Annotated in this window: 10 protein-coding genes; 3 read left to right on the forward strand and 7 right to left on the reverse strand. The window is 62.1% G+C overall.

The features are described 5' to 3' along the window. Positions 1-4: 4 nt before the first annotated feature. Together AC19YX_RS25315 and AC19YX_RS25320 are read right to left on the reverse strand one after the other, a co-directional pair. Positions 5-1186: a CaiB/BaiF CoA transferase family protein gene (locus AC19YX_RS25315; protein ID WP_201131993.1), complete on the reverse strand. Its 1182-nt coding sequence runs from the start codon at positions 1184-1186 to the stop codon at positions 5-7. A gap of 150 nt (positions 1187-1336) precedes the next feature. Continuing rightward, entirely contained in the window at positions 1337-2671 is a 1335-nt protein-coding gene (locus AC19YX_RS25320; protein WP_020295640.1) for a dicarboxylate/amino acid:cation symporter, read from the reverse strand. 334 nt (positions 2672-3005) lie between these two features. On the opposite strand from AC19YX_RS25320, the gene AC19YX_RS25325 reads away from it, so the two are divergent. Continuing rightward, the gene (locus AC19YX_RS25325; protein ID WP_078470827.1) at positions 3006-4004 is read left to right on the forward strand and encodes an AraC family transcriptional regulator; all 999 of its coding nucleotides are present in this window, start codon (positions 3006-3008) and stop codon (positions 4002-4004) included. Positions 4005-4014: 10 nt separating this feature from the next. On the opposite strand, the gene AC19YX_RS25330 is transcribed toward AC19YX_RS25325, so the two are convergent. The 3 genes from AC19YX_RS25330 to AC19YX_RS25340 all read right to left on the reverse strand — a co-directional run bounded on the left by AC19YX_RS25330 (position 4015) and on the right by AC19YX_RS25340 (position 6760). After that, positions 4015-5361, reverse strand: coding sequence for an ATP-binding protein (locus AC19YX_RS25330; RefSeq protein WP_078470828.1), 1347 nt, complete (start codon positions 5359-5361; stop codon positions 4015-4017). Beyond that, the gene (locus tag AC19YX_RS25335) at positions 5358-6035 is read right to left on the reverse strand and encodes a response regulator (RefSeq protein WP_020295644.1); all 678 of its coding nucleotides are present in this window, start codon (positions 6033-6035) and stop codon (positions 5358-5360) included. Before AC19YX_RS25335 ends, AC19YX_RS25330 begins: the two co-directional genes overlap by 4 nt. Before the next feature lie 122 nt (positions 6036-6157). Further along, the gene (locus AC19YX_RS25340) at positions 6158-6760 is read right to left on the reverse strand and encodes a hypothetical protein (RefSeq protein WP_500607279.1); all 603 of its coding nucleotides are present in this window, start codon (positions 6758-6760) and stop codon (positions 6158-6160) included. 245 nt (positions 6761-7005) lie between these two features. Between AC19YX_RS25340 and AC19YX_RS25345 the strand changes: the two genes are divergently transcribed. After that, positions 7006-7731 (forward strand): 4'-phosphopantetheinyl transferase family protein, encoded by a 726-nt coding sequence (locus AC19YX_RS25345; RefSeq protein WP_078470829.1) that lies wholly within the window; start codon positions 7006-7008, stop codon positions 7729-7731. A gap of 42 nt (positions 7732-7773) precedes the next feature. Here the strand turns inward: AC19YX_RS25345 and AC19YX_RS25350 are convergent, their stop codons facing one another. Then, entirely contained in the window at positions 7774-9387 is a 1614-nt protein-coding gene (locus tag AC19YX_RS25350) for an ATP-binding protein (RefSeq protein WP_078470830.1), read from the reverse strand. Next, entirely contained in the window at positions 9384-10109 is a 726-nt protein-coding gene (locus AC19YX_RS25355) for a response regulator (RefSeq protein ID WP_020295648.1), read from the reverse strand. Before AC19YX_RS25355 ends, AC19YX_RS25350 begins: the two co-directional genes overlap by 4 nt. A gap of 735 nt (positions 10110-10844) precedes the next feature. Between AC19YX_RS25355 and AC19YX_RS25360 the strand changes: the two genes are divergently transcribed. After that, complete coding sequence (locus tag AC19YX_RS25360) at positions 10845-13736, forward strand: ribonucleoside-diphosphate reductase subunit alpha (protein WP_020295649.1); 2892 nt, start codon at positions 10845-10847, stop codon at positions 13734-13736. The last annotated feature ends 42 nt before the right edge of the window (positions 13737-13778 follow it).

Consider the following 13778-nt stretch of genomic DNA (forward strand, 5'->3'; position numbering starts at 1 on the left):
TGCGCTACAGAGTCACCTTGGCCCGGCGTAGCTGGTCAATACGCTCAGGGCTGTAGCCCAACTCCCGGAGCACCTGCTCGGAATGCGCGCCGACCGCAGCACCGATATGCCGCGGCTCGGGCAAGCCCTGGGAAAACTTCAGCGGACAGGCCATCTGCGCCTGCGCGCTGCCGTCGCCACGGGGCACCTGGCTGACCAGTTGCCGCGCCTGCAACTGCGGGTGCTCCAGCGCTTCCGCAAGGCTGAGGACCGGTTCGACACAGGCATCCAGGGCGGCAAACAACTCGCAGAGCTCGGCAAAGTCGCGCTTCTCGAACTCGATCTGCAGCGCCTGTTTCAAGGCTTGCTGCTGCTCAGGCCTGGGCGACAGGCCCTGAGCTGCCAATTCCGGCCGGCCCAGGGCGTCGCACAGGGCCTGCATAAATCCGGGCTCCAGGCTGCCCACCGACAACCAGCGACCGTCACGGCTGCGGTAGTAGTCGTAAAAGCTGCCGCCATTGAGCATCTGATCCTCGCGCTGCGGCTCGACGCCACATGCCAGATAACCGGCGCCGGCCATGGCATTCAGGCTGAAGGCGCAGTCGGTCATGCTCACATCCAGGTGTTGCCCGACGCCGCTGTGCTGACGGGCGATCACCGCCGCCAACAGACCGATCACGCCGTGCAGCGAACCACCGGCAATATCCGCCGCCTGAATCCCCAGCGGCAATGGCCCGCTGTCCTGGCGCCCGGTGTAGCTGGCCAGCCCGGCCAGGGCCAGGTAATTGATATCGTGCCCGGCACGCTCCCGGTAGGGGCCGGTCTGGCCGTAGCCGGTAATCGAGACGTAGATCAACTTCGGGTTGAGTGCCTTCAACGCCTCATACCCCAGCCCCAGGCGCTCCATCACCCCCGGGCGAAACTGTTCGAGGACGATGTCGTAATCCAGCACCAGTTGCCTGACCACTTCCAGCGCCTCCGGCTGCTTGAGGTCCAGGGCCAGGCTGCGCTTGTTGCGGTTGAGGTAGGCGTGGCTGGCGGAGACCCCATGATCATGGGGTGGCAGCACCCGCAGCAGGTCCATGCGGGTCGGTGACTCGATGCGCACTACGTCGGCGCCCATGTCCGCCAGCAGCAACGAAGCGAAGGGCCCCGGCAGCAGGGTGGAGAAATCCAGAACTTTGAGTGTCGCCAACGGACCGTGCATGAACCCTCCTGACTCAAGATCGACTGCCCACAGAGTAGGCAGCCGATGCCCACCCGGCAATTACCGCAACGCTCAGGCGGGCTGACGCTTGCGCTCGAAATGCGGGCAATAAAAAACCCGCCGCAGCGGGTTTTTCATTAACACACAGCTTTATTTGAGGATGCTTGGCGCCGGGCCTTCGGCCACGCCCAGGTCATCTTCTTCACGGGTGTCGGAGATACCACGACCACCGGAAGCCAGCTCGACCTGCAGCTTGTCTTCGTCCAGTTCCTTGACCCACTTGGCAACCACCAGGGTGGCCACGGCGTTACCCACCAGGTTGGTCAGGGCACGGGCTTCGGACATGAAGCGGTCGATACCCAGGATCAGTGCCAGACCGGCCACCGGCAGGTGACCAACCGCCGACAGGGTGGCCGCCAACACGATGAAGCCACTACCGGTCACGCCCGCAGCGCCTTTGGAGGACAGCAGCAGCACCAGCAGCAGAGTGATCTGGTGCGTGATGTCCATGTGGGTGTCGGTCGCCTGGGCGATAAACACGGCCGCCATGGTCAGGTAGATCGACGTGCCGTCGAGGTTGAAGGAATAACCGGTCGGGATCACCAGGCCGACTACCGACTTCTTGGCACCCAGGCGTTCCATTTTGATCAGCATGCGCGGCAGAGCCGATTCGGACGAGGAAGTACCCAGTACGATCAGCAGCTCTTCACGGATGTAGCGGATCAGTTTCAGCACGCTGAAACCGTGAGCGCGGCAGATGGCGCCCAGTACCACCACCACGAACAGCACGCAGGTGATGTAGAAGCAGATCATCAGTTGACCCAACTGCACCAGCGAGCCGACACCGTAGGCACCGATGGTGAAGGCCATGGCGCCCAGGGCACCGATTGGCGCGAGCTTCATGATCATGTTGATGATGTTGAACATCACGTGGGCGAAGCGATCGATGAAGTCCAGCACCGGCTTGCCGTAGGCACCCAGGCGATGCAGGGCGAAACCGAAGATCACCGAGAACATCAGCACTTGCAGGATGTCGCCGTTGGCGAAAGCGCCGACGATGGTGTTGGGGATCACGTTGAGCAGGAAGCCGACGATGCTCTGGTCAGCACCGGCCGTCACGTAGGCAGCGACTTTCGAAGCGTCGAGGGTAGCGACGTCGATGTGCATGCCGGCGCCCGGCTGAACGACGTTGACCACGACCAGGCCGATCAGCAGCGCGATGGTGGAGACGATTTCGAAGTACAGCAGCGCGTAGCCGCCGGTCTTGCCGACCGATTTCATGCTCTGCATGCCGGCGATACCGCTGACAACGGTGCAGAAGATGATCGGGGCGATGACCATTTTGATCAGTTTGATGAACCCGTCACCCAGCGGCTTCAAGGCGACGCCGGTCTGCGGGTAGAAATGACCGAGCAGGATGCCGATAGCGATGGCAACGATCACCTGGAAATACAGGGATTTGTACAGTGGCTGACGAGTCGTCATTGCAAAGTTCCTCAAAAGCCCCGGTGAACATCATCCATCGATGCACACGACGCCTAAAGTGCGAACCCTCCTGCACTGGAGGGATTTGTTTTGTCGAGCTGCGCGCAGGCATCTCTATCGGCCTTATCGCAAAGCCCGTGCCACCTTGCTGAAAATGCCCTGGAGGCCTTTAGACATCAGGGTCACAACCCAACACTCGGACTCTTGGCCGGGGCTCGACATGGCGGATTTCCGCCCATTGCCCCTCGCTCGTCCTACAATTTGGCGGATATCCGCCTTGTCCGACCTGCGCCCGCTGACTACCATCCGCCACTCAATGGACGGATCAGCCCGCATGCGCGAACGCACCATCGCCAGTCATTTCGCCCGTGCCGCTCTTGGCGGCGCGCGTCGGCGGGGCCATGACTGCTCGGCGCTGCTGCAACAGGTGGGCATCAGCGCCGAACTGCTCAACGAGCCCAGGGCACGCATCGCCCCCGAGCAGTTCAGCGGCTTGCTGCAATTGCTCTGGCAAGCGCTGGATGATGAATACCTGGGGTTCGCGCCCGAACCGAGCAAGCGCGGCACCTTCGCCATGATGTGCCACGCGCTGATTCATTGCCGGACCCTGGGGAAGGCGCTCAATCGCGGCTTATTATTTTATAGCCTATTCCCGCAGGCCCCGCGCCTGAGCCTCAGTCGTGAAGGCGAGATGACCCGCCTGAGCCTGGACGACAGTCAACTGCGGGACCCGGATCACTTCCTCAGCGAAAGCCTGCTGGTGATCTGGCATCGCCTCGGCAGTTGGCTGGTCGGCCAACGGATTCGCCTGGAGCAGGCGACCTTCAGCTACCCCCGGCCCGGGCACGGTGCCGAATACGACCTGTTGTTCCCCTGCCCCCTGGTGTTTGGCGCCGAGCACAGCAGCCTGCTGTTCCACAGCCGCTACCTGGACCTGCCATTGCTGCAGGACGAACGGACCCTCAAACATTTTCTTGAACGCTCGCCGGCCGACCTGCTGTCGCGGCCGGACCCTGGCGACAGCCTGAGCAGCCAGCTACGCCGCCTGCTCAGTCGCGACAGCGAGCACTGGCCAGACCTGGAAAGCGTGGCCCGGCAACTGCACATCAGCCCACAGACCCTGCGCCGGCACCTGCGTGAAGAAGGGTCGAGTTTTCAGGAGTTGAAGGATCAGTTGCGGCGCGATATCGCCATCTATCACCTGGGGCGGGCCGACCTGTCGTTGCAACAGATCGCCGAGCAGCTGGGGTTTTCCGAGCCCTCGGCCTTTCATCGGGCCTTCAAGAAGTGGACCGGCCTGACCCCGGGCGCCTACCGCGCCCAGGAGCATTGAGCCCACGACTTCAAATAATCGGGAAGTGAATCCGGAATGCCGCGCCCCCCAGGGAGGAATCCCCCAGCGTCAGCTGCGCGCCGTAGCTGTCGATGATGTCCTTGACCACCGCCAGGCCAATCCCCTGCCCCGGATGCTGGCGGTCCAGGCGTTCGCCACGTTGCAAAATCCGCGCACGCTGGTCCGGTGGTACGCCGGGGCCATCATCCTCGACACAGAGTTCGGCCCCGTCGAGGGTTTCGCGCACGCTGATGCGCACCTGGCTCAGGCACAGGCGGTAGGCGTTCTCCAGCAGGTTGCCGAGCATTTCCAGCAGGGCACCGTGCTCGATCGGCACATAACACTGCTCCGGCAGGTCAAAAGAGACCCGTACCTGCTTGTCGCGGTACACCTTGTCCAGGGTGTCGCACAGGCTCTTAAGCACCGGACGCAACCTGACCTGGTGCCGCACCAGGCCGCTTTTACGCAGGCTGGCGCGCTGTAGCTGATAGCTGATCTGCTGGCTCATGCGCTCGATCTGGCTTTGCAGGACCCAGGCCTGGTCGCGGTCCTGGGGACGCTGGGCCATGTCTTCACTGACCCCCTGCAGTACCGCCAGCGGGGTTTTCAGGCTGTGGGCCAGGTCATCCAGCGAGTCGCGGTATCGGCTGCGCTGCTCGCGCTCGCTGTGCAGCAGACGGTTCAACGAGCCGGTGAGCCGCAGCAGCTCGCGCGGGTGTTCTTCGCTGAGGCTTTCGCGGGTGCCGCTTTCGATCTGGTCCAGCTCCTGGCTCAAGCGGCGCAAGGCCTGCAGGCCCCAGGTCAGGCCGAGCCAGAGCAATGCCAGCAACACCAGCAACGCCGCGCCGAAACCCAGGTAGAGGTTTTCCCGCACGCCTTCCAGGGTCAGCTGGTACTCACGCACCGGCTGCAAGGCGACGATACTGAAAGCCGCACTTTTACCGCCCAGCAGCTTGACCTCGACGTCGTAGACGAAGAACTCCTGGCCATCGGCTTCACGGATTCTGGCGAATTCGTTGCCACGCCCGTCATAGCGCGGCTTGTAGTTGATGCTCTCTTCCTGGGTCGCTTTCGAGCGCCACACCAGGTGCCCTTCGCGATCATAGATGTAGCCGAGCAAACGGCTGTCGGTGAGGTTGAAACGCTCATCCGGCAATTGCATCGGCATCTGCAGGTGATTGCCTTCGACCCGCGCCGCCGAGATCAAGGTGGTCACGTCGGAGGCCAGGCGCTGCTCGATGGAGTCCTGCAGCGCCAGGCTGAACGCGCCTTGCATGGCCGGCAGCAATGCCAGCATGAACAGCACCGCCAGGGTGGTGGCAGCCAGCATCAGGCGCAAGCGCAGCGATCGAATCATCGGCAGCGCTCATTGAACAAGTAGCCCAGGCCACGCACGGTCTCGATCGGCTTGAAGCCCGACGGCGCCTCCAGCTTGCGCCGCAAGCGCCCAACCAGCACTTCGATCACGTTTGGATCGCGCTCGTCGTCGTCCGGGTACAACTGCTCCATCAACCGATCCTTGGCCACCACCTGCTGGTGATGACGCATCAGGTATTCGAGAATCCGGTATTCATAGGCGGTCAGCGCCAGCGGCTGCTCATCCAGGGATGCCTGTTTGCGATTGAGGTCGAGCAGCAGCGGCCCGGCGATGATGGTCGACTGGGTAAAGCCACTGGAACGGCGCAGCAATGCGTTCAGGCGCGCATCCAGCTCTTCGAACTGGAAGGGCTTGACCACGTAGTCGTCTGCGCCGGCTGCCAGCCCTTCGACCTTGTCCTGCCAGTTGCCGCGAGCGGTCAGGATCAGGATCGGGAACGTCTTGCCACGGGCGCGTAACTGGCGAATCAGGTCCAGGCCACCCATGCCCGGCAGCCCCAGGTCGATCACCGCCAGATCGTGATTGAACTGCTCGCTCTGATACAGCGCCTCTTCGGCGTTGGCCACGGATTCGACCACATGACCACTGTCCGTGAGCCGGGTTTGCAGGTGATGGCGCAGCAGCGCCTCATCCTCAACGACCAGCAGTTTCATAAAGCTCTCCCAGGCAAAATTTCCACAACTCCAAAGGGCGTTCAGGCCCCCTGATTACTCATACGGCAACGCCGGATCTGCCTTTGGGCCAGATCCGGCGTCAGTCAAAACCAAGGTACGTGTCAGAACGCGTAGTTGGCCGACAGGTAGGTCTGGGCGCTGCTGTCCAGGCTCAGCGAACCCTGCTTGCTGCCGCCGCGCTCGCTCATTTCGGTGCTGGCGTTGCTGCGCAGGTAACGATAACCCAGCTCAACCGAGGTGTTCTGCGAAACTTGCTGCAGCACACCGGCCTGTACGCCGACCGCATAACCGATGTCGCTGTCACGGCTGAAGCCTGGCGATTCCTGGGTCATTTTGACCAGGCCGGCGGTGGCACCACCGAACAATTTGGTGCTGCTGGTCACTGGCAGGAACATATCGTAGCTGCCCAGCAGATTTTGCTGACGCAGTTTAATGCCATTGTGCGAGCCCGAAACATATTCATAAGTGGCGTAGTAGCGGGCCTGGTCATTCAACTGGCCGAAGCGCACACCGAAGGTGCTGTCCTTGGCAATCACACCATCGGAGTCCGGGTGGCCGAGGTTGTTGTTGAGCAGGCTGGACTTGCTGACCTTGTCGCTGGTGAGGCCGTAGCTCAGACCGGCGAAGTTGCTGTCAGCGGCTTGGGCAGCGGCGCTGGCGCCGAGAACAGTGAAGGCCAGGATCATCTTTTTGATAGAAGTCATTAGGGAATTTCCTCATTCGCTATGTGCTTTTTGGGTACGGAGCTAGGTTAACCACCGCCCCCTGAACTCCCCCTGAACACACTCTGAACCTGGCCTGAACCGAATCCACCCTGCTGTTTTTTCAGCTATTTTTCGCAAAACAGCGGCAATGAGTCATCAGACGCCACACGGGCGCCGCAGCTTACAAAGGAGCCCTCAACCCCCGGGGCTACCCCGCAACCGCGCAACCCGGCAAAATGCCGGGCATGAATTCTCTCCCCGCACTGCCCGCCTGCTGCACCCCACTCGACGCCCACTGGCCGCTGCCCCAGGCGCTGGCCAATAGCGTCCTGCTCAGCACCCACTTCAATCCCGCGCAACTGGCGGCGGACGACTTCCAGCGCTGCGCCATCGAGCCGCCGGCGAGCATTCAGCGCTCGGTCGCCAAGCGCCAGGCCGAGTTCCTTGCCGGGCGCCTGTGTGCCCGCGCCGCCCTGCAACGCCTGGAAGGTCTGGACTGCACCCCGCCCATCGGGGACGACCGGGCACCGGTATGGCCAGCCCACATCTGCGGCTCGATCACCCACAGCACCGGCCGGGCAGCGGCCATCGTGGCGCGCAAGGAGCACTGGCGCGGCCTGGGCATGGACCTGGAGAACCTGCTGGATGCCGAGCGTGCACGGCGCCTGGCGGGCGAGATCCTTACCGCGCCGGAATTGCAGCGCATGGCCGCCGGCCCCAGCGAGCATCTGGCGCTGTGGGTGACCCTGACCTTTTCAGTGAAGGAAAGCCTGTTCAAGGCGCTGTACCCGATCGTCCAGCAGCGCTTCTATTTCGAACATGCCGAAGTGCTGGAGTGGACCGAGGCCGGCCAGGTGCGCCTGCGTCTGTTGCAAGACCTGTCCAGCGAGTGGCGCAACGGCACGCAACTGGACGCGCAGTTTGCGCTGCAGGATGGGCAGTTGCTGAGCCTGGTCAGCATTCCCGGTTGAGACGCCCACAAGCCCCGAACCCCGGGCCTGAGGTCTGCAGCTTCAGGGCTTCTCTTCTTGATGGCGTGGCCAGCTCAGGCTGAAACAGGCGCCGCCCAGGCTCTTGCTGCGCCCGATCAGCGCGCGGCCGTCGTGCCAGTGAATGATCCGCCGCACAATCGACAGGCCCAAGCCATGCCCACCGGAGGCCCGGGTACGACTGTCGTCCAGCCGCAGAAAGGGGGTAAAAATCCGCTCCCAGGCGCTTTCCGGAACCCCGGGGCCATCGTCTTCAACGTCCACCCGACACCGCACCTGCCCGACCTGATAGCTGATGGTCACCTGGGATTCAGCGTGGCGCATGGCGTTGCTCACCAGGTTCTGCAAGGCCCGATGCAGGTAGCGCGGCTCGGCCTCGACCCAGGCGTCATCACAATTGGCGGCCGACAGGCACAACCCGCGCTGGACCTTGACCTCGGCCCGCAGCGGCGCCAGTTCGCTGATCACCTGGCTGACCAGGGCATCAAGGTCGATGCGCTGGAAGTTCAGCGCCGGCGAACCCTGCTCCAGGCGCGCATACGTGAGCATCTCATCCACCAGGCGGTCCAGGTCCTGGATATCGCTGTCCATGCCCTCCATGTACTTTTCCCGTGCCACAGGGGTGGTGGCAGAACCGATCATTTCCAAGCCAAAGCGCAGGCGTGCCACCGGCGTGCGCAACTCGTGGGACACCGCCCGCACCAGCTCACGCTGGATCGCCAGCAGACGTTGCAAGTGCTCGGCCATGCCGTTGAACGCGGCAGCCAGGCGCCCGATCGAGTCGGCACCGCGGGCGGGAACCCGGGTTTCCAGGCTGCCCTTGGCGATGCGCGTCGCCGCTGACTCCAGCCCGCGCAGGCGCCGCTCCAGCTGACGCACCAGGAGATAGACGATCAAGCCAATCAGGCTCAGCCCCAGTACGGCGATCAGCACCAGCCATTCGGGCGGATAGGGGTTCATCTGATACAGCGGGCCGATTTCCAGGACCCAGGGCGTGCCAACCATGCCGGCAAACACCCGGATCGAATCGCCCCCCTTGCCCAACGCCATCACGGTATCGCCCTCGGCGACGCGGCGGCGCTGGTCTTCGTCCATGTCAGCCTGTTCAAGGATCACCAGGTGCATATCGAAACCAAAACCCTTGGCTTCCTTCAAGTCCGCCAGGCGTTGCGGTTGCTCAGCGACCGGGTAGCGCACCAGTTCGTCGGCCAGCAGGTAGATAGTCGCGCGCGCCAATTGCTCGCTGATCTGCTGCACCTCGCCGGTCAGCAGCAGTTGTTCCTTGTCGCTGACCAACCGGTAGACCCGCGCCGCGTGTGGCCCGGTCTGCTCCACCAGGGCCTGGCCCCGCAGCACGCGGCTGCGCTGGCCGCTGTCGAGGCTGGTCTGGGCGAATGTCTGCAAGGCCAGGGGAATCCCCAGGAGACGCTCCCACAACGCCAGGACGCGCCGACGCTCGATCTCGCTCATCGGCTGCAAGTTGTCGGCCATCAGCGAAAACGTGCCATGGGCCAGGCGCTCGCGATACTGCTCGCTGCGCACATTATTAAGCAGGTGCAGGGCCAGCACGCCAAGCAGCGCCACCAGGATCAGGGCGGCGCACATGCCGCCGTAGATCCGCAGGAAGATCGAGTTCACAGCGGCATATCGGCGGCGGCTTCAGGGACAAACAGGTAGCCCTTGCTGCGGATGGTCTTGATCAGGCGCGGGTGCTCCGGGTCGTCGCCGATCTTGGGGCGAATGCGCGAGATGCGCACATCGATCGAGCGGTCCTGGCCGTCGTAGCCGATGCCACGCAGGGCGGTGAAGATTTCTTCGCGGGACAGAATGCGCCCGGCGTTGGCCACCAATAGCCAGAGCAGGTCGAACTCGGCACTGGTCAATTCGATCCCCGCCTCGTTCAGCCAGGCTTCGCGCAGCGCACTGTCGACCACCAGCGGGCCGAACTGCAGGCGTCGCTGCTTCTCCGGGACCGCCGCTTCCGGCGCCTCGCTGCGCCGCAGCAGGGCCTGGATCCGCGCCAGCAGCAGCCGCGGGCGCACGGGTTTGCAGACATAATCGTCGGCGCCCAGGTCCAGGCCCATGACCTGGTCCATATCGTCGGAACGCGCGGTGAGCATCAGGATCGGCCCGTCATAGCGGTGGCGCACCTTGCGGCAGATGCTCAAGCCGTCTTCGCCGGGCAGCATCAGGTCGAGAATCACCAGATCCGGCTGCTCATTGATGATCCGCGCCGCCGCCAGCGCACCGTTGCCTTCTATGGCCACCTGCAGGCCATTGCTCTCCAGGTACTCACGGGTCAACTCGGCCAGACGCTGGTCGTCCTCAACAATCAATACCTGCCAGGCTTCTTGCTCCACGGGTGACCTCTTCTTGCCAAGAACATATTCAGGAAGGATCCACCCGTCTTTTTGTAATGTTTGAGGTGGATAAGACTGCTTAAAGCGCGGCCGATTGTAGCAATGGCCAGGCAGGTGAACACAAGGAGGCAAATCGGTTCGGACAGCGGCCTTTTTTGTGATAGGGTTCGCGCCCGCAAAAATCCGCCCAGGACAGTTTCCGGCGGTAAAAAACAGTGACAAACGGTTTGATCCAGGCCTACTGCGGCCTGCATGAGGTTTGCGGCTTTCATACACAATTTACGCACACCCTTATCCACAGGCTGTACATTGCATTCACCCCCAAAAACGCATTATCTTGTAGCCCGGCGCAAAAAAAACCCTACATCTAGGGTTTTGCGCAAAAAACCAAACACAAATCAGACAAGAAACTCAAGCCCTTTTCTTGCCCAAGTTTGGTGAACCAATCGCTTTTTTAGAAGACCAAGACCGCGCGTGCGGATGGCTACTGTTTTCCAACCTGCCACAGGGGAAAACGGTACGGGTGTTGCAGTCACAGACTGTCATCCATCAGGAACAGGTGCTTGAGCCAAAAGCTCGGGACCCAAGACTTCGGCATGGAAGCGGCGCCAACAGCCCCCTTCCTGAACTGTCCCGAAGTGGTTATGCCCGGCCCATGCCGGTTGTAGTGCTTCAGGACGGAACGGTGGGCACCGTGATGGTGCCCAAACAAACATAGAGAACGTGGAGACACCCATGCAAACCGACACAACTCGCGAGAACCCGCAGGGCACCGCGCCGCAGGCCGCTGATTCAAATCTGGATCTGTCCGCCACCGCGCCCGGCCAACTGCGCGTGATCAAGCGTAACGGCACTGTCGTTCCTTACACCGATGACAAAATCACCGTCGCTATCACCAAAGCGTTTCTTGCAGTTGAAGGCGGCAATGCTGCCGCTTCGTCGCGAATCCACGACACCGTGGCCCGCCTGACCGAACAGGTCACCGCGACCTTCAAGCGCCGCATGCCATCGGGCGGCACCATCCACATCGAAGAAATCCAGGACCAGGTCGAACTGGCCCTGATGCGTGCCGGCGAGCAGAAAGTGGCCCGCGACTATGTGATCTACCGCGACTCGCGCGCCAAAGAGCGCGCCGTGCGTTCCACCAGCGAAGAGCCGGTGCAGGCTCACCCATCGATCCGCATCACCCGTGCCGATGGCAGCATGGCGCCGCTCGACATGGGCCGCCTGAACACCATCGTCAGCGAAGCCTGCGAAGGCCTGGAAGAAGTCGACGGCGACCTGATCCAGCGCGAAACCCTGAAGAACCTCTACGACGGCGTGGCCCTCAAGGACGTCAACACCGCCCTGGTGATGACCGCCCGTACCCTGGTCGAGCGTGAGCCGAACTACTCCTTCGTGACCGCTCGCCTGCTGATGGACACCCTGCGTGCCGAAGGCCTGAGCTTCCTCGAAGTAGCCGAAAGCGCCACTCACCACGAGATGGTCGACCTGTATGCCAAGGCACTGCCTTCCTACATCGCCAAGGGCATTCAATTTGAATTGCTGAACCCGGTCCTGGCCGAGTTCGACCTGGAAAAACTCGGCAAGGCCATCAACCACGAGCGCGACCAGCAGTTCACCTACCTGGGCCTGCAAACCCTGTACGACCGTTACTTCATCCACAAGGATGGCGTGCGTTTCGAACTGCCGCAGATCTTCTTCATGCGCGTGGCCATGGGCCTGGCGATCGAAGAGAAACAACGCGAAGACCGCGCCATCGAGTTCTACAACCTGTTGTCGTCCTTCGACTACATGGCTTCGACCCCGACCCTGTTCAACGCCGGCACCCTGCGTCCACAGCTGTCGAGCTGCTACCTGACCACCGTGCCGGACGACCTGTCGGGCATCTACCACGCGATCCACGACAACGCCATGCTGTCTAAATTCGCCGGTGGCCTGGGCAACGACTGGACTCCGGTGCGCGCACTGGGTTCGTACATCAAGGGCACCAACGGCAAATCCCAAGGCGTGGTTCCGTTCCTCAAAGTAGTGAACGACACCGCCGTTGCCGTAAACCAGGGTGGCAAGCGCAAAGGCGCTGTCTGTGCCTACCTGGAAACCTGGCACATGGACATCGAAGAGTTCATCGAGCTGCGCAAGAACACCGGTGATGACCGTCGTCGTACCCACGACATGAACACCGCCAACTGGATCCCTGACCTGTTCATGAAGCGCGTCTTCGATGATGGCCCGTGGACCCTGTTCTCGCCGTCCGAAGTGCCGGACCTGCACGACCTGACCGGCAAGGCCTTCGAAGAGCGTTACGAGTACTACGAAGCCCTGTCCCAGTACCCAGGCAAGATCAAGCTGTTCAAGACCATCCAGGCCAAAGACCTGTGGCGCAAAATGCTGTCCATGTTGTTTGAAACCGGCCACCCATGGCTGACCTTCAAGGACCCGTGCAACCTGCGCAGCCCGCAGCAGCACGTGGGCGTGGTCCACAGCTCGAACCTGTGCACCGAGATCACCTTGAACACCAACAAGGACGAGATCGCCGTTTGCAACCTGGGCTCGATCAACCTGCCGAACCACATCACCAACGGCAAGCTGGACACCGCCAAGCTGGCACGCACCGTGAACACCGCCGTACGCATGCTCGATAACGTGATCGACATCAACTACTACTCGGTGCCACAGGCGCAGAACTCCAACTTCAAGCACCGTCCAGTGGGCCTGGGCATCATGGGCTTCCAGGACGCGCTGTACCTGCAGCACATTCCTTACGGTTCGGATGCTGCGGTCGAGTTCGCCGACAAGTCCATGGAAGCGGTCAGCTACTACGCGATCCAGGCTTCCTGCGACCTGGCCGACGAGCGTGGCGCCTACGAGACGTTCCAGGGTTCGCTGTGGTCCAAGGGCATCCTGCCGCTGGATTCGCAACAGATCCTGATCGAGCAACGTGGCCAGAAGTACATCGATGTCGACCTCAACGAATCCCTGGACTGGGCACCGGTTCGCGCCCGTGTGCAGAAAGGCATTCGCAACTCCAACATCATGGCCATCGCACCGACCGCCACCATCGCCAACATCACCGGCGTATCGCAGTCGATCGAACCGACCTACCAGAACCTGTATGTGAAATCGAACCTGTCGGGCGAATTCACCGTGATCAACCCGTACCTGGTTCGCGACCTGAAAGCCCGCGGCCTGTGGGACTCGGTCATGATCAACGACCTGAAGTACTACGACGGTTCGGTGCAGCAGATCGAGCGCATCCCGCAAGAACTCAAAGAGCTCTACGCGACGGCCTTCGAAGTGGACACCAAGTGGATCGTTGACGCCGCCAGCCGTCGTCAGAAGTGGATCGACCAGGCTCAGTCCCTGAACCTGTACATCGCCGGCGCTTCGGGCAAGAAGCTCGACGTGACCTACCGCATGGCTTGGTACCGTGGCCTGAAAACCACTTACTACCTCCGTGCCCTGGCCGCGACCAGCACCGAGAAGTCCACCATCAGCACCAGCAAGTTGAACGCTGTTTCCAGCGGCAACCACGGTGATGACTCGGTCCTGGCCGCTCCAGCAGGTCCCGCTCCAGTGCCGAAGGCTTGCGCCATCGACGAGCCGGATTGCGAAGCCTGCCAGTAAGCTGAACCTTTGAGCGCCGCCAGGCGCTTGAACCGAACCCCC

It is taken from the genome of Pseudomonas sp. MF09150, from assembly GCF_059862355.1.